This is a genomic window from Planktothrix tepida PCC 9214 (genome assembly GCF_900009145.1).
Classification (GTDB): domain Bacteria; phylum Cyanobacteriota; class Cyanobacteriia; order Cyanobacteriales; family Microcoleaceae; genus Planktothrix; species Planktothrix tepida.
The window spans coordinates 1,084,115-1,101,409 of the sequence record NZ_LN889782.1 but is presented as its reverse complement, the minus strand read 5'-3'; the positions used below and the strand labels follow the sequence as shown (position 1 = coordinate 1,101,409).

General features: G+C 40.1%; 17 protein-coding genes. 4 read left to right on the top strand and 13 right to left on the bottom strand.

Going from position 1 to position 17,295, the window contains the following annotated elements; genetic code table 11:
- Positions 1–86: 86 nt before the first annotated feature.
- Positions 87–1,394: an ABC transporter substrate-binding protein gene (locus tag PL9214_RS07775; RefSeq protein ID WP_072718201.1), complete on the top strand. Its 1,308-nt coding sequence runs from the start codon at positions 87–89 to the stop codon at positions 1,392–1,394.
- A 95-nt stretch (positions 1,395–1,489) separates the two neighbouring features.
- Positions 1,490–2,374 (top strand): PhzF family phenazine biosynthesis protein, encoded by an 885-nt coding sequence (locus tag PL9214_RS07770; RefSeq protein WP_072718711.1) that lies wholly within the window; start codon positions 1,490–1,492, stop codon positions 2,372–2,374.
- Between the two features lie 161 nt (positions 2,375–2,535).
- Here the strand turns inward: PL9214_RS07770 and PL9214_RS07765 are convergent, their stop codons facing one another.
- From PL9214_RS07765 to PL9214_RS07755, 3 genes are all read right to left on the bottom strand, one after another.
- Positions 2,536–2,784 carry a hypothetical protein gene (locus PL9214_RS07765; RefSeq protein ID WP_072718200.1) on the bottom strand — a complete coding sequence of 83 codons (249 nt, stop codon included), beginning with the start codon at positions 2,782–2,784 and terminating at the stop codon, positions 2,536–2,538.
- A 172-nt stretch (positions 2,785–2,956) separates the two neighbouring features.
- Positions 2,957–3,574 (bottom strand): hypothetical protein, encoded by a 618-nt coding sequence (locus tag PL9214_RS07760; RefSeq protein ID WP_072718199.1) that lies wholly within the window; start codon positions 3,572–3,574, stop codon positions 2,957–2,959.
- Between the two features lie 54 nt (positions 3,575–3,628).
- Positions 3,629–3,871 (bottom strand): TIGR02450 family Trp-rich protein, encoded by a 243-nt coding sequence (locus PL9214_RS07755; RefSeq protein ID WP_072718198.1) that lies wholly within the window; start codon positions 3,869–3,871, stop codon positions 3,629–3,631.
- A 156-nt stretch (positions 3,872–4,027) separates the two neighbouring features.
- On the opposite strand from PL9214_RS07755, the gene petE reads away from it, so the two are divergent.
- A complete protein-coding gene (petE, locus tag PL9214_RS07750) occupies positions 4,028–4,441 on the top strand; it encodes a plastocyanin (RefSeq protein ID WP_072718197.1) in 414 nt (137 codons plus the stop codon).
- A gap of 140 nt (positions 4,442–4,581) precedes the next feature.
- On the opposite strand, the gene PL9214_RS07745 is transcribed toward petE, so the two are convergent.
- From PL9214_RS07745 to PL9214_RS07715, 7 genes are all read right to left on the bottom strand, one after another.
- A complete protein-coding gene (locus tag PL9214_RS07745) occupies positions 4,582–4,839 on the bottom strand; it encodes a cytochrome c family protein (protein ID WP_072718196.1) in 258 nt (85 codons plus the stop codon).
- Positions 4,840–5,012: 173 nt separating this feature from the next.
- The gene (psbV, locus tag PL9214_RS07740; RefSeq protein ID WP_072718195.1) at positions 5,013–5,504 is read right to left on the bottom strand and encodes a photosystem II cytochrome c-550; all 492 of its coding nucleotides are present in this window, start codon (positions 5,502–5,504) and stop codon (positions 5,013–5,015) included.
- A 209-nt stretch (positions 5,505–5,713) separates the two neighbouring features.
- The gene (locus PL9214_RS07735; RefSeq protein WP_072718194.1) at positions 5,714–5,917 is read right to left on the bottom strand and encodes a translation initiation factor IF-2; all 204 of its coding nucleotides are present in this window, start codon (positions 5,915–5,917) and stop codon (positions 5,714–5,716) included.
- Positions 5,918–6,079: 162 nt separating this feature from the next.
- The gene (gene accD / locus PL9214_RS07730) at positions 6,080–7,042 is read right to left on the bottom strand and encodes an acetyl-CoA carboxylase, carboxyltransferase subunit beta (protein ID WP_072718193.1); all 963 of its coding nucleotides are present in this window, start codon (positions 7,040–7,042) and stop codon (positions 6,080–6,082) included.
- A 132-nt stretch (positions 7,043–7,174) separates the two neighbouring features.
- Positions 7,175–7,396, bottom strand: coding sequence for a hypothetical protein (locus PL9214_RS07725; protein ID WP_186440306.1), 222 nt, complete (start codon positions 7,394–7,396; stop codon positions 7,175–7,177).
- Positions 7,397–7,466: 70 nt separating this feature from the next.
- Positions 7,467–8,276, bottom strand: a complete 810-nt coding sequence (locus PL9214_RS07720) for a prepilin peptidase (RefSeq protein WP_072718191.1) — start codon at positions 8,274–8,276, stop codon at positions 7,467–7,469.
- A 28-nt stretch (positions 8,277–8,304) separates the two neighbouring features.
- Positions 8,305–8,568, bottom strand: a complete 264-nt coding sequence (locus PL9214_RS07715) for a hypothetical protein (protein WP_245824196.1) — start codon at positions 8,566–8,568, stop codon at positions 8,305–8,307.
- A gap of 90 nt (positions 8,569–8,658) precedes the next feature.
- Between PL9214_RS07715 and PL9214_RS07710 the strand changes: the two genes are divergently transcribed.
- Complete coding sequence (locus PL9214_RS07710) at positions 8,659–9,447, top strand: HAD family hydrolase (RefSeq protein ID WP_186440305.1); 789 nt, start codon at positions 8,659–8,661, stop codon at positions 9,445–9,447.
- A 74-nt stretch (positions 9,448–9,521) separates the two neighbouring features.
- On the opposite strand, the gene PL9214_RS07705 is transcribed toward PL9214_RS07710, so the two are convergent.
- The 3 genes from PL9214_RS07705 to PL9214_RS07695 all read right to left on the bottom strand — a co-directional run bounded on the left by PL9214_RS07705 (position 9,522) and on the right by PL9214_RS07695 (position 17,210).
- On the bottom strand, positions 9,522–11,552 hold the full coding sequence (locus PL9214_RS07705) for a CHAT domain-containing protein (RefSeq protein ID WP_072718190.1): 2,031 nt from the start codon (positions 11,550–11,552) through the stop codon (positions 9,522–9,524).
- Positions 11,542–13,371, bottom strand: a complete 1,830-nt coding sequence (locus tag PL9214_RS07700; RefSeq protein ID WP_439331532.1) for a HEAT repeat domain-containing protein — start codon at positions 13,369–13,371, stop codon at positions 11,542–11,544. Before PL9214_RS07700 ends, PL9214_RS07705 begins: the two co-directional genes overlap by 11 nt.
- A gap of 1,304 nt (positions 13,372–14,675) precedes the next feature.
- Positions 14,676–17,210: a fimbria/pilus outer membrane usher protein gene (locus tag PL9214_RS07695; RefSeq protein WP_072718188.1), complete on the bottom strand. Its 2,535-nt coding sequence runs from the start codon at positions 17,208–17,210 to the stop codon at positions 14,676–14,678.
- Positions 17,211–17,295: the final 85 nt, after the last annotated feature.

The following is a 17,295-nucleotide window of genomic DNA, read 5'->3' as shown; positions in this document are numbered from 1 at the left end:
AACGAGCAACATTAAAAAAACAATTCAAGTGTTTTATACTAATTGAGGGAATAAAATTCACCTCGATTCGTTAATTTTTAAATCAAATGAAACAATTAAAATTTTGGAAACGGTTGGGTTTGTTATTCGTTTTAGGTTTATTTTTAAGCTGGGGTGTCAGTTGCTCCACCTCTTCCCCAACTGCTCAAAACCGTCAGCCAGAAATTGAATTTTGGACAATGCAACTCCAACCCCAATTTACGGATTATTTTAATCAACTCATTGTTAATTTTGAAACCGAAAATCCAGGGTTAAAAGTGAAATGGGTAGATGTTCCTTGGTCTGCGATGGAAAGTAAAGTATTAGCCTCCGTTGCTGCCAAAACCGCCGCCGATGTGATTAACTTAAATCCTGATTTTGCCGCCTTATTAGCGGGACGAAATGCTTGGTTAAATCTCAATGAAACCGTTCCTGAAAGCGTTCAATCTCAATATTTACCGAATATTTGGCAAGCGAATAAAATAGAAGTTTGTCCGAATAATCAATGTCAAACCGTAACCTTTGGAATTCCTTGGTATTTAACAACTCAAATTACAATTTATAATCAACAACTCTTGCAACAAGCGGGAATTTCTCAACCGCCAAAAACCTATTCAGAATTAGCACAAGTCGCCCAAAAAGTCAAAGAAAAAACAGGCAAATATGCGGTTTTTGTGTCTTTTGTTCCAGAAGATTCGGCTCAAGTGTTACAATCTATCGTTCAAATGGGAGCGGAATTAATTGATAATAAAGGTAAAGCAGCCTTTAATACTCCCCAAGGAAAAGCGGCTTTTCAATATTGGGTTGATTTATATCAAAAAGACCTACTTCCCAAAGAAGTTTTAACTCAAGGACATCGCCGTGCTATTGAATTATATCAATCTGGAGACATTGCTATCTTAACATCAGGGCCACAATTTTTAAAAGCAATTGCTCAAAATGCGCCAACGGTTGCTAAGGTTTCTGTTCCCGCGCCTCAAATTACTGGAGATACGAAAAAAACCACCGTTGCGGTGATGAATTTAGTGATTCCGAAATCAACAGATGTTCCTGAAGCTGCTGTCAAATTTGCTTTATTTGTTACTAATAGTACCAATCAACTCGCTTTTGCTAAAGCGGCTAATGTTTTACCATCAATTCAGGATGCTCTTAAAGATAGTTATTTTACCACTCTTCCTGCTAATCCAACAACGGCGGATCAAGCTCGTTTAGTGAGTGCACAAGAACTTAAAAATGCCCAGGTTTTAATTCCCCCTCAAAAAGATATTAAACAGTTGCAAAAAATTATTTATGATAATTTACAAGCTGCAATGTTAAATCAAAAAACTGTTGATCAAGCGATCGCAGATGCTGAAAAAACCTGGAATGAAAGATAATCAGTGATCAACTGTAGGGGCGAGGTTTTCTCGCCCATCCCCGTTAACAGTAAAAAAAATTAAGATTAAACTTTGTAACAAAAATGATAGATTCTATAAAATTCTCCATTGTTGATGTTTTTGCGGAAATCAAATATACCGGAAATCAATTAGCTGTGATTTGGGGTGACGGAGTTGAGTCGTTATCCGATGAAGAAATGCTCAAAATTGCCCAAGAAATGAATTATTCAGAAACAACCTTTATTACTGCTTCTGAACCTGAAAATGGCGGTTATCCGGTGCGAATTTTTACCCCTAAACGAGAATTACCCTTTGCAGGTCATCCCACGTTAGGAACGGCTTATATTATTCAACAGGATATCATTAAAACCTCCGTTGAACAAGTGATTTTAAATTTAGCTGTGGGTCAAATTCCGGTGAGGTGGAAAACCTCAGAAACGGGAAAACAAATTCTATGGATGCGACAAAATCCTCCTGAATTGACTCAAATTTATGATCGGGAAGTATTAGCATCTGTATTAAATTTGCAAGGATCGGATTTTGATGAACGTTATCCTATTCAAGCGGTTTCTACGGGTATTCCTTTTATTATTGTTCCGTTAAAAACCCAATCTGCATTAAAACAAGCGCAGGTTAATTTTGAACACTATTCAGAGTTTATTCAAACCACAACGACGAAAGAAATTTTTATGTTTTGTCCCGAAACTTATCACCCCAATAATCAGATTTGTGCTAGAATGTTTGCACCAGCTTTAGGAGTTCCTGAAGATCCAGCAACGGGAAGTGCTAATGGGTGTTTAGCCGGATATCTTTCCCATTATGCTTATTTTGGTTCCGATCTCGTTAATATTCAAGTTGAACAAGGATATGAAATTGATCGTCCTTCTTTACTGTTATTAAAATCTCAAAAAATAGGAGATTTAATTCAAGTTGAAGTCGGGGGAAATGTAGTTAAAGTTGCTGAAGGAAGTTTAGTTTAATTCAAGAAACCGGGTTTCTGATTAAACCGACTTGCATTCATAAATATCTATTAAGAAACTCGGTTTCTCAAGAAACCGGGTTTCTGATTAAGACTGCTTGCATTCATAAATATCTATTAAGAAACCCGGTTTCTGATGGCGATCGCATTTCCTAAGTTTTTTTAATCTAAATTCACTTTAACCTTAGTTTCATCCCAATTAGTTTCAACTCGCCAGTTTGGATCTTTATTTTCTTGGAAATCCGCGTTAATTTGATCAGTAACTTGATGGAGTTTATCTTGAGATAAACCTTCTTGATTTGAAGTTTCAGCTTGAGATTCATTAATCCCAATACTAACAATTTCTAAAGCGTCACCCGACTGAGAAGATTCATCGGGAGTTGAGGGATGTTTAGCACCGGGTTGAGACATTTTATCACTCCTTTAGAAAAATAGGGTATAGAATTCCATTGTAACCTTGAATTGAAAAATTTGTGATTCTGAAACTTAAGTTTTATCTAAAATCCCAAAAATATTAGATAATATTAGAAAACTTTTATTTAATTCAAAACCTTAATAATAAAAAAACATCTTTAATTCCTAATTAAAAGGGTAAATCTTCCTCAAATTCTGGCGAATTTTCTAAAGGTTTAGCTTGGGAATCAATCAACGATTCAGCTTGTTTAATTTTTTCAAACAAGGAAGATCGAGATTGTTGTCGTTTTTGGATTAATTTATCAATATTATATTTCACCCTTAATTGTTCTCGCTGATCTTTCGGTAAAGGTTCATAATCAGGAAGAAAATCCTTGGCAGTGACCAGGGGAACTCTAGGGCCTAATTTCTCAATGGGCATTTGAGGAAGACGATCTAAAAAATAATCTCGTCTGTTTCTAATTTGTTCAGATTTATTTTGAATTTCCGTTACAATTGCGATAATTTGACTCAAATGATGGCTGGATAAAGCCAACTGAATATCAAGGCTTTCTATAGGGAGTCCCAAAGCTTGAACTTGTTGTAAAAGCTGAGGAGGAATATGATCCAAATTAGGCGGATTAACCGTTGTCTTTAACGTGATTAAAGCTTGAGTTAATTGGGTTTCAATTTCCTGGATCATGTCTCGGTTTTGATCTTGTGAAACCGGATTCTGTAATAAATATTGTAGCTGTTGGGTTGCTTGTTGCAACAGTTCCAGGGTCGCTTGAAGGTGGGGAGCATTCATGAGAGAATCTTAACAAGAGGAGAGCTAAAGTTCAGGATTGTTAATGTTGTAGAGTCATTCAATCTCTTCAAGTTCTTGTGTAGATTGCCATCCCGGTTGCCAGAGAGAACGATCTTTAAGTTGTTGAGCATTTAACCAAAATCTGACCGTGGGATCACAAGAGGCCACCAATTCAGCAAAGACCCATTTCCCTTGATTTTTCCGGTTAACAACTTGAAAATGTCGCCAACCCCAAGTTTGTTGATTTGATGTCCATTTCGAGCCTAACAGGTAAGGGAATTTTTGCTTTTTGGCCATGTTTGAGAATAGGACATTGAACGAACTGTGATTGTTGAAAATTGTGACAGATGTGTTACCCATTTGCCAAGGTCATCCATTAATACGACAGATTGTCATAGTTCGTGGTAAGATGTTCCAGAGAGCTTAGAAAGTTATATTTTCTAGAGGCAAGTTATGAATCGGATTGTTTCAGTGTCCAAGCGGGTCGCTTTAGTTTTATCTGTGGCCTTTTTGATGATTAGCACATTTGTTTTCGGTGCTTCTTCAGCCTCCGCAGAAACCTATTCAGTTAAAATGGGTGCTGATAGCGGAATGTTACAATTTGTTCCTAGCAAATTAACCGTAAAACCGGGCGACACTATTAAGTTTGTCAATAACAAACTTCCTCCCCATAACATGGTTTTTGATAAAGCCAAATCTCCTGATGCTGCCGTTGCTGAAAAGCTTTCTCATAAGAAATCCCTGTTCAGTCCGGGTGAATCCTTTGAAATTTCTTTCACCGATGATATGCCTGCTGGCGTTTATTCCTACTACTGTGAACCCCACCGTGGCGCAGGAATGACGGGTCAAATTGTGTTAACAAAATAATTAGAGTTTTATTACTCTAATTTCTGAATTTATAATTAATTCTGGGTAGTTTTTTGTTGAGTATAAAACGAACAAGAGACTACCCATCCGTTTATTCAAGGTCAAAAAGAAGGCGTTTGTTGATTTTTTCGCGAGGAGTGTCAACAATAGTTATAATCTGTACCATCATAACTAACAGGATTTCTAAAATAAGCAACTAAATTATTAAGATTATCACGGCATTGACGAGTATTACCTTTTCCATCCACCGGAATTTCAACAGGTTGACGCACTTCAAAATAACGCCGAATAAAGGGATCAATTGAGGTGGCTTGGGTAGGTAAACTCCAGCTAAATAAGCTCATCCCTAAAATCAGAATAGTCAATAAAAAATGCACAAAAAGCTTAGAATATCCCATGAATAATGTATTTCCTCTGTTGAGTTCAACATCCTTCTAAAATTTTAGACTTTAGATCTTAGATTGAAGATGATTCTGTGTGGGTTTCTCAACGCTGAGGAGGAAAAATCCAAACACCTGTACCATCCAAAACCTAAAACCTAAAGTCTAAAATTATGAGGTTTTAACTGATATTAGCGGAGGTATTTTCCTCCACCCCACTGTTCAGGGCGAACTTTGGGTTCTAATAACAGATATCCAGCTAGATTGTATAAATCCTCATCTTCCAGATTTCGCATGACAACGAAAATATCTGAACTCTTGGTGCTGGGATGTGTTTCTGAAATTTCCTCCAACCCATCATAGGTTTTGGGATTTTTAATAAATGCGATCAGAGCCTCAATATTATCGCGGGAGGGAGACGCACCGGCTAAGGTTGCAGGACTGAGGTTAATATCAGGATTTGTCTTGGTCATTCCCAAAGCATGACATGAGGCACAAGCCTTATTGAATACGCTTTTACCTTTGCTCAGTTGCTTTTCAGTGAGGACAACGGTTTGGCCTTGGTCATTCAGAGGTAAAGTCCGAAGTTCTTTGGTCAATTCTACTGCATTGGCCTGGTTGACAAACAGTTGAAAGGTGAAAAATACAGTGGCTACTGCCAGCCAAAAGTATCTTTTGAGCATGGTTCTCCTTATAGCTAAGTTAGTTATTGAAGGCTTAATACCGTCTTGGCTTTATCCGCTCTTCAGAAGTCAGTTCAGTTTCGGTTCAGATGTTCAATGTACCTGATCCCGGTCATGGGCTGATCATTATTTGTCAATCGTCTATTGTTATTTACCTTTTTTGAGCGTCTGCGAAATATAATTTCACAGATGCTAGTTTCCATACCTGATTAAGGTTGATCAAACTCGGTGAACTCGGACGACTGGCTTAAAGTTCTGATGTAGGACATCAAAGCTTTAGCATCCTCAAGCGCCAAGCGGGTTTGAGGATGTTGATATGAAATGCCCAACTGATCGCACAGCTTGAGTACAGCCTCAACTGGGAGATTGTAATCCTCTGCTATTTCTGTAATTGACAGGTCTGCAAAACCCATGAGTCTAGTTGCTGACAGGTCTTGATCAAAAATTATAGGAACCTTTGGTATCTCTGAAAACAGCCAATTTTCCTTTCTGGGTGTTGACTGTTGAGCATTTGTTCCTGCCTATCCTACAACCCCCACCCTTTTTCCTCGCCTGAATGAATCCTCGTCAAAATCTTATACAGACTTCGACGGTGAGATTTCATGGGATAGGTCTACTTCAGGATGGGCAGAGGTGAAGGTTTTAACTTCTGGACAGTGGGAAAAAGAGCCAGTATTTTGGGGAGGGCGATGCAGACGAATCAGTTGAGCCAGAGTTTTCTTCAGTTGAGTCCGGGGAACAATTGCATCGACAAACCCATAAGACAATAAGTATTCCGAGGTTTGGAAGTCATCGGGTAACTTTTCCCGCAGGGTTTGTTCGATGACTCGTCTTCCCGCAAAACCAATGGTGGCTTTAGGTTCGGCTAAAATCATGTCCCCTAACATGGCAAAACTCGCCGTCACCCCGCCGGTGGTCGGATGGGTGAGAACCGGAATATACAGGAGTCGGGAGTCTTGATGTCGATGCAACGCAGCCGAGATTTTAGCCATTTGCATCAAGCTCAACATTCCTTCCTGCATCCGTGCCCCACCCGATGCACAGATAATGATCACGGGATAGCGTTCTCTGGTACCGTGTTCAATCAGGCGGGTGAGTTTTTCTCCTACCACAGAGCCCATACTCCCACCCATAAACCGGAAATCCATAACGCCGAGGGCAACGGTTTCTCCATCTAGTAACCCAACCCCCGTTTGTACCGCATCGGATAACCCGGTTTTTTCCCGTGTTTCCCGCAGTCGATCACTATAGGATTTGCGATCGCGGAATTTCAGGGGATCAACGGCACACATTTCAGCATCTAGGGGCATCCAGGTATTCGGATCAATCAGTTGCTGAATGCGTTCATCGCTATGCACTTGGAAATGGTGACTACATTCCAAACAAACCATATTATTGGCTTGTAGGTCTTTGGCATACGTTAAAGCATTGCACTGTTCGCACTTAACCCATAACCCATCAGCAATTTCCCGTTCCTGGGGTTCAGGACTGCTCGGTAATGATTTGCGCCGATTTGCGAACCAATCAAATAGAGACATTAAAGATTGTTTTGACCTTTCAGTTTCTAATTTAAAAAATGAGGCGTTTGGAAATTGGGGGATTCCCGTAGGCCCCAGGATTAAATTTTAAATCTTTACTATAATAGAACGATCTACATCAAATCAATCACGTTAATCTACAGATTCTAATTCTTCCTCAATAGGACTTAATAACAACAAGGCTGCCCATTGATGTTCTGCTAAAACTTGTAATCCTATGGGGCTACCCATTCCCAGGGAAGAACACACCCCCAAGTCAATCATCCGCGTGGGAATATCCTGAGCTTCTAAGACTTGCTGCATGAGATCCGCTTCCCATCGCAGGGCTGTTGTTTTAATCGTAATCCAAGGCATAGAAATCAGTTATCAGTTATCAGTTATCAGTCATCAGTCATCCCTTCTCCCCCGCTCCCCCTGCTCCCCTTCATAGAGGAAAAAATAAACTGAGGTAGGCTGATAACAGGGTTTGTCCCCAGAGGGCTGTGATAGCGGTAGCGAGGGCTAGAAAGGGGCCGAAGGGGATAGGTTGACGACGATTGATTAATTTAAGGGCGATGGCTCCTCCACCGACAATAGCGCCTAAACCGCAGGCGATAAATCCAGCCACGAGTAAATATTTCCACCCTAACCAAGCTCCCATCATGGCGGCGAGTTTACTATCTCCAGCCCCCATAGCGGTTTGTCCCATAACGAGGGTTCCGACAAAGGAAATAATATCAAAGAGCCATATTCCTAGAACAGCCCCTAAAATTCCCACCATCAAGCCATTACTCAGGGGTGAGGGTGTTGTTAAGGCTTGGGTGAGTTGAAATCCTAACCCTAATATTAACCCCGACTGGGTGAGCACATTGGGCAGCGTGTAGGTATCTAAATCAATCAACGATAGAGCAATTAACCAACTAAATAAAACCCAATAGCCCACCGTTTGGGTGAAGTTTGGGGAGATTAAAAATATTAATAAAAATAAGAGTCCTGTGGTGGCTTCTACGAGGGGATAGCGGATGGAAATGGGGGTATGGCAATGTTTACAACGTCCCTGAAGCCACAACCAACCAAACACGGGAATATTTTCTGAGGGACTCAACCGCGTTAGACATCGGGGACAGCGAGAGGGAGGATGCAGTATGGATAACCCGGCGGGAATTCGATAGATGACCACGTTGAGAAAACTGCCGATGGATGCTCCAAACGCAAACACAATTAAATAGGCAGGTAAACTCAGTATAATACCCATGTTAAATCCTGACTCCTAACTTCGGGAGCTAAAACAAATCAGCTTCAATGCGTTCAAAAGGAATAAAATATTCCCCTGGTAGTAAAATGGGTTGACCCGAAAATAATAAGCAACTGCGATAATTGCTAGGGTTGATTGCCACTCCCAAGGGTCGTCGCATTCGTTGAGCATGAACTTCTACATAGGCATAATAGAGATGTTTCGCTACCCTCATTAAGTCAGCATCAAGCTGATAGGGAGCCATTGGAGGGTTCAGGAAGGATTCAGTTTCGAGTTGTAAGGCTTGTACCACGATCGCTCCTCAATGACAAATTTTAGAGGAAGAAAACAGCGTTGATTTAATATAAGTTGAGTTGATTCCCAAATCTAAAATTAAAATTTTATGATAAACGATAAACCGACTTTACTCGCACTTGATTTTGACGGGGTTGTTTGTGATGGACTGTTAGAATATTTTGAAACCGCATGGCGCAGCTATTGTCAACTGTGGTCGCCTCCTGATGGGATTTCACCGGAAGCATTAGCCCCCATTTTCTATCGAACTCGCCCTGTGATTGAAATTGGTTGGGAAATGCCGATTTTAATTCGAGCTTTGGTTTTAGGGATTTCGGAATCTGATATTTTACAGAATTGGTCAAGAATTGTTCATCATATTGTTACGGAAGAACAATTAAAAGCGGAGGTGATTGGCCCTCATTTGGATGGAGTTCGAGATCAATGGATTAATCAGGATTTATCCGGTTGGTTAGGATTACATCGATTTTATCCGGGTGTGATAGAACGAATTAAACCCCTAATTGAGCAGTCTTTTTTGGTTTATATTATTACAACAAAGGAGGAGCGATTTGTGCGATCGCTTCTTCAACAACAAGGGGTTACAATTCCCGAAGGTCGAATTTTTGGTAAAGGTTATAAACGTCCGAAAGCGCAAATATTACGGGAATTATTAACAACAATTCAACCGACTCCTAATATTTGGTTTATTGAAGATCGGTTACAAACCTTATTTGCGGTGCAACAACAACCCGATTTAAACTCAGTTCAATTGTTTTTAGCAGATTGGGGCTATAATCTACAACAAGAACGAGATTTTACGTTAGAATATCCAAGAATTAATTTATTATCTCTGTCTCAATTTAGCCAGGATTTTTCAGATTGGTTAAAAAATTAATCTTTTTAAGTTCGGGCTGTAGAGACGTGCCATGGCGCGTCTCTACTTTAGATGCTTAACCGCTTAACAACTGATTAAGCTAAACCTTGGGAAAGAAAACCCGCCCAATAGTAGGGACTCGCATAGGGATATTTTACCTCAGAACTATTTTTAGGGGCATTTACTTTTTCTCCTAAGCGCTCTGAAGATTTTTCTGAGATTGAATTTTTTAATCCTTCCAGACTTTGACAACTTCTTAAATCAAATTGTGCTAATCTTAACGCTTCTGGGCGGGTTTTTCCTTCGTCGAGATATTGATAATATAAAATAGTAAATACCGATGTCGCTTGATCTTCCACCGCCCATAATGTACTCACAACATTTCGCGCCCCTGCTGATAGAAAACCTGCGGCTAAGGATAGGGGTTCATCGGTAATGGGAGTTAAGGTTAAATTAGTTTCGCAACAGGATAAAAATAAATCTGATAACTCTGGAAACCGTAGGGTAAAAATTGTGGCTAAATTTAGTTCGGCTTTATTCGCTAAAACTAATTTACAATTTTCGGGATGATTTAAGTCTGCATTGGCGTGATGACTGGAATGTAACCGTTGCACTTTTTTCGCTAATTTGATATAATTATCTGGAGTAGCTTGTTCCTTTTTGAGATGATATTCTTCAGGAACTTGATAACGTTTTGCTAACTCTTGACATTCTTTTTCTGTATAGAATAAATCTCCGGTAGCATTTTCCACAATTCCTAATTGATGGGGTTTGGGAACTAGATTGCGATCGCTACAATATTTTAAGATTTGACAACTGGGAACCACTCTTAACCGAAAGCGATCGCTTAAATATTCCGGTAATTCTGTATTGTTTTCTGACTCGGTATAACTGCTAGAAATCGGCTCACTAAAGCCCATTTGACGAGTTTTTGCGGTTTGGGTTTCGCCACTGGGAATAATAGGATTGAGATTCAACGGTAAAGCTGCAAAGGGCATTTGATGGAGAGACAAATGGGGAATAATAATTAATTCTTCTATTCCCTGTAAATGGTTATCAATTAATTGATTAATTTGCAATCTTTCGGCAAGTTCGGTGAGAAATTTCCCCATATTTTGCCGCCATTGACTCTTGTTTTCAACATAAGGTTTTAACCAATTTTCAAATATCCAATATTGCAGGGTTTCGTATCCTTGACCGTCGCAGGTGTGGAGGGTTAGGGAGTAAGACCTCTCCCCCGACCCCTCTCCTGCGAGGCGAGGGGAGTAAGACCTCTCCCCCGACCCCTCTCCTGCGAGGAGAGGGGAGTTAGATTGTTCCCCCATTCCCTCGCAGGGAAGGGGGGTTAGGGGGGTTAGGTCACTCCGCCGCAACACAAACGCAAACGTTTGATCATTGGTACTATAAAAACTAACAATAGCCGTGACATCATCCTGAATTAACTGCTGAATTTCTGCTAACTGAATCACATCGACTTCTATTTGACCCGCTAATACCGGATCATGACTGCGAATTTCTCGCCAACGCTGTTTTCTTTCCGTTTCTAATTGTTCAATTTCTACTAAAGTTTCTGGGGAGAGTTGACCAGTTTTTGAGGGATTTTCCGGCGTATTCGCTGGGGGTGTTTGCTGTAACTGATTCATCCGTTGTTTCAAAGCATTATATTCCGCCACCAATTCCGGGGGAACTTCCGCATTGGGATAGAGATCCTTACTCGCAAATAAATCCGCTAACTGCCGACACCGCGATCGCTCTGCGGTCAATAATGCCTGTTGATAATTCCCCAAATTAATATAACATTGAATCGCATTTGCATAAACCCCAATGGCTGCGGCTAAAATCTCTTGACGCTGTTGATCGGTTTGCGCCCGACTGCGACTATTTTCTACGGCTTTCATCGCCCATTCATAGCCCTCCACTCCCCATTCCCAGTTGCCTATTTTAAACCCTAAATTCCCGAAATTGCGTCCTGTTGTTACACAGTTTAGAGGTAATGTTTTGGGTTGATAAACTATTAACGCTTGTCGATAACAATCAACAGCCTGATCATACAGGTTTTGTTGTGCTTCCCCCTGAACTTCTGAGGCGAGTTGAGAATAGGCAGTCCCCAGATTATTAGTTGTCATTGCCCAATCTTGGGGGTAGGTCTGTTGTTGATANTAGAATGAACAGATGGGGGGTTTGGAGTTGCTGTTTCAGGTGGATAATTTTGGTTTCTAGGTTAGCGGGGGTCTGCACTTCGGGGGGAGTTCCATCGGGTAAAAGTTTTTGATAAAGACGGTTACAAAATGCTTGGATAAATTCGTTTTTGGTGTTGAGGGTTAGTAGTTTATTGATGTTGATACAGTGGAGGGGGAGGTGGGGAAGTTGGGTACAAATATCGGTGAATTGTTGTTCTAATTGTCGCACGGTTGGGGTATTGCCAACGGGGGTATTATTGGTAATTTCAGGATGGGGGGTCAGGGTGTTGTGATGCCATACTTGATAAAATTTGGGATAAGGTAAATTTTGGGCGCATTGCCAAAGGAGGCTATAGCAATGTTTATAGAGATTAAAATTATTCTCGTAAACTTCATCAGTTAGGTTATGTTTGAGGGTAAAAACCACATCTGTATATTGTTTTTGTGTTTTGATGATCTTTCCTAAATTCTCGGAAACACTTTGACGAGTATCTTTAGACTTAGTAGTTTCTAAGACCCGAATTAAAGTTTCTATTGCTAACTCATTTCCAACAGCAATTCTCCCTAAACTTTCGGCGGCAACATTCTTGCAATAATCTTTATTTTCAGGGGTTTCTAAAATCCCAAGAAACGCCTGTATTGCTAACTCATTTCCAGGATCAATTTTTCCTAAAGTACAGGCAACCAAACTGCGACAAAATTGATCCTCAATAGTTTCTAAGAACCGAATTATTGCTCCTATTGCTAACTCATTTTCAGGGCATATTTCCCCTAAAATCTCAGCGACTCTACTGCCAATATCTTCATTCTCAGTGGTTTCTAAGATCCGAATTAACTCCCGTATTGCTAACTCATTTCCAACGGCAATTTCCCCTATCATCCGGGCAACTTCATTGCAAAGTATTTGATTCCTAGCAGTTTCTAAGACCTGAATGAATGTCCCTATTGCTAGCTCATTTCCAGGGTCAATTTTCCCTAAAGTATGAGCAACCCACGAGCGAACCCATTTATTCTCAGTGGTTTCTAAGACCTGAGTCAACACCCCTATTGCTAACTCATTTCTAACGGCAATTTCCCCTAAACTATAGGCAATCACTTCACAAGTAGATTCATCCTCAGTGGTTTGTAATACTTGAATTAACGCTCCTACCGCTAACTCATTTCCAACAGCAATTTCCCCTAAAATATTGGCAACCCACCTGCGAGTATCTTCATTCTCAGTGGTTTCTAATACCCGAATTAATACCTGTATTGCTAACTCATTCCCAACGGCAATTCCCTTTAAAGTATTGGCAAATTTCCTGCGAGTATCTTCATTCTCAGTGGTTTCTAATACCCGAATTAACGACCCTATTGCTAACTCATTTCCAACGTCAATTTTCCCTAAATTATTGGCAACCTCCCTGCGAGTATATGTATCCTCAGTAGTTTCTAAAACCCGAATTAATACCTGTATTGCTAACTCATTTCTAACGGCAATTCCCCCTAAAGTATCGGCAACCTCCCTGCGAGTATGTTCATCCTCAGTAGTTTCTAAAACCTGAATTAATGCCTGTATTGCTAACTCATTCCCAACGGCAATTCCCCCTAAAGTATCGGCAACCTTCCTGCGAGTATCTGTATCCTCAGTAGTTTCTAAAACCCGAATTAACGACCCTATTGCTAACTCATTCCCAACGGCAATTTCCCCTAAACTCTCGGCAACCCAAATGTGATTATATTTATCCTCAGTAGTTTCTAAAACTCTAATTAAATTAGCAATCACTTTTTCTCTAATTGTCTCTGATAATATTGTTCTTGCACCTTCTGCAATCGGAGCAAGAAATTTTACCCATGTTTGCTCTTTAATATCAAAACAACCAAACCCCCATTTAACAATCTGTTCTACAATTGCATCTGATAAACTACATTCTTTAAACTCATTAATTCCCGCAGCAGCCAAAAAATAGGCACGATACCCATAAAAATCTTGACAGCTATCTCTTAATTCTACTAATGCTTTTATAAATTCTTCTTTCTCCCCTGCTTCCACATCATCCCGCCCCAACCATAATAAAATCACCTGTTTCCATTGGGGTTGAAAAATGCGATACTCTTTCCTCTCCACCGGACAATTGACATGATTTCGAGGTAAAAAATAATCCCAATCGTTAATCGCTAAAGCTGCAAAATATTCCTGAAACGTAGGATGGAAAAAGGCATAAACCGCTTGGTCTGAATCCTTTTCCTCAACGGATGCTAACCCCACCCGATTTAACCATCCTAATTTTAACGCCCAATCAAATAGAGAATTTTCCCGTTGCGGTTTTCCTAAATACTGTTCAACAAATTTTTCCTCTAAACGAAACCGAAATTGTTCACGGTTTATCGCTGTTTTCGCTAACTCTCCTAACTGTTGATGGAGACATTCTTGCACCTCGAAGGGAATTTGAAATGGTTTCTGTTCATCCTTCCATTGATAATGACCCTTCACCAACCGTTGATAAAGTCCGGCTTGGGTTTCCGGTAATTTTTGCCCCCGTTTCCAAGTTCGACATAATAACGCTAACCGCAGGGGATTTTTAATTAAATCATTAATGCGGGTTTGGTTAGATTCCTTTAACTGGTTTAATAATTCCTGACTCTGGGTTGCNACCGTAGGGGCAATTCATGAATTGCCCCTACGGTCAGGGTTTGAGTCATAGAGGTTATTACAACCGATTTAGACTTGCTATAGCAATCCTATAGTAATATGAAATCCTGAAAAAAATGCTACAAAAGGCAATGGGGAATTACGAATTACGAATTGGGAAGCGGCACTCTTGAAATGGGCAATTTTTACGGCTTCACGCGCTCTCTAATTATCTGTAATTATCTGTAGAGAGGTTGCATGCAACCTCTCTACAGGGGACTGATGCGTAGCCAACATTTAAGGATTTCATATAAGTCTAAATCGGTTGTAATTCCCTCGATGACCAAAATCTTGACGGTAGGGACAATNCAGCTTAACTGGGAACAGGGATAATACTTCTGGCTGTTTCATATCAGTTTTAAATTATTACAATCTATTTGGGATTGCTATATTAATGATTAAGGAAATTGAAGCGTCCCGGTATCATATATTCCGGTTGCATTTGCGGGGATTTCAAACTCCATTTCTGCTGGAGGGTTGCTAAATAATTTAATTTGATAGCGACCTGGTTTTAATCCAGCAGTGGCAAATCTACCTGATCGATTTGTAAACAAAGTTACTACCGGAAAATTACTATCAGAAATAGAAACAATTTGTCCTGATTGTAACGAAACCGGTTCACCGTTAGCATTTAATAATATCCCTCGTAAAAATACCGTTGCATCTGTTCCAACTTCGACTAATGTTCCACTGCGATAGGTGGGTAAAATTGTGATAGCGCGATTCCCCAAATCCATTCCTACAGGTAAATTTGGAGCATCAATAATTAAAGTAGAAAGATTATAAGGACTTAAATTAGGAACAACAGCAAACCCAAAATGATTAATGCGGGCTGTATCGCCATTGATACTGGGATTAATCACAATTTCTTGATCTCTAACACTATCTTTGGGAATGACTAAAGCAAAACTATCATTAATCGGACGTGACCAACCAAAGTGACCATCTGCAAACACCAAGGCGGTAGCCAAACTAAGTTTACTGGTATTTGAGATCCCACCATCTCCATCGACGGTAAAAACTGCATCATTTGATAAATCCCAATTGAAGTAATAGCCGGTATAAGATAACCGTCCGGTCAAATTATAACCTCGGTCATTTTGAGTTAAACCCAGGGACATTCTGGGTCTTCCAATAGTTCGTAAGGGGTTATAACTCCAGTTTAAACTATTCTTATATTGTCCATTATTATTAACATCTGATGAAACTTGTATTGATTGACGAATTTTGGGAATTGACCAGGATAAATTGATAAAAGCACGTTGTTGCTCAAAACCGGTTTGATCACGATTTTGACTGAGGTTTAACCTAATATTCAAGCCATTTCGGACGGTTTTAGAAAGACCTAAGCTGAGGCTATAAGTATTAGGAGTATCTCGCCCGAATTCATATCGAGCACTGAGATTTCCTCGGATCTTCCAGAATAATTGTTGACTATAATTTGCCGTAATATCGTAAAAAAAATCATTATTGGGGTTATCTTCTCCAACTCGACTAAAATTTTCTCCTCTGGTTTCTACGGTTAATTGAAAGGAACGTTGAGACGGATTCTTCGCACCCACTGGTGAATATTCATAACGCAACCGCGCTGCATAATCAATGCCTAATTCGATCTCGTGACTGAGGGCCATATCCCAGCCCAAATTCCCGTAACGAGTTGCCCAACTTCCTTCTAAACCGATAATTTGCTGATCAAAATTAGCTTGTAAATAACTACCTGCGGTTAAGCGATTCGTAACTCCTAAACGATGGGATAAAGTTACAATCGGTTCGGTAAAATCATAGTTGCGATCGCCTGAACTATCGGAGGTTGGAAAACCCAAACTATAGGCAAATTGTTGAACTCCGGGTGCTAATAAATCGGCTGCAACTGGATGATAAAAATTCAGTCTTTGTACCCGACCGACATTATCTGTAATCACTAATTCTACATCATTTATTCCAGCACCCAAAGGCAAATCACGAATATCTTGCCGTCCGGCGGATAACTCTAACGTTCGTTCTAATCGACCATTTACTAATACATCCACTCTCGAATCACTTTCTAAGAAAAATTCATATTGACTAATCGGTCGAGTGACCCGATGGGGTTGTAAACTAAAATTTCTAGCGACAGAAATTCCGATTTGAGATTGACTATTTTGATAACCTGTGACCGGAATGGAAAGATCGCCGATCACATACCGTAAAGCTTGATCCGGTGCATCCCGAACCAGTCGTAAATCTCCTCGGATAAAAGCAGGTGTTCGACCTTCAGTAAAATCGCTGCGTCCCTCAAACACCCAATTTTTATAATTCAAAGCACCATCTAAACCAAAACGAAGGGGTTGGCGTCCGATTTGACTTTGTTCTGAACCCTGCCAAATATAGTCTTGATCCGCACGAAAATTAACATAACCACTTAATGTGCTAGGACGTATTGCATTTTCAGTACCACGGGGTAATCTGCGTTCGTTTAAACTGGCAACATTGGTGCGTCTTTGAGTCGGTGGAACTTGAATTTGTAGTTCTAATTTAGACTGATCAAAGGTTGCTTCTAAGCCATTTTGTCGTAAAATTTCTAAGTTGAGATTTCCTTCAACATCAACTGCATTGGTTAGTTTTGTTTGGGTATCTGGACGAATCACCTTTTCTGTTTCTGCTAATAAAGGTGCGGCTTGAATCTGCACTCCGGGTATATTTCCCAGGTTTAGTAATACCTGTCCTCTTTGTTGTCCATCAATAAAAAAGGGTACGATAACTTTCTGTGCTTGGTTACGCGGCTTGCCAAAAATATCCTCAAATGTCGGGTCTGGGTTTTGAGTTTCAGGAGCTAAAGTAGGAGATGGAGAAGGTGAATCTTGCCCTAAAGTTGGTGAAGAATTACATAGAATTAAAGTCAAGCTAAAAAATAACAATAATTTAAAATTATTAAGCTTAAGTTTTAGTTTCATTGAGAAACCAGTTTTGCTCTAGCAAGTCTCAATAATGGGTGATCAAAACCCGTAGGGTTGGGTCTCCCAACCCTCTTAGCTCGGC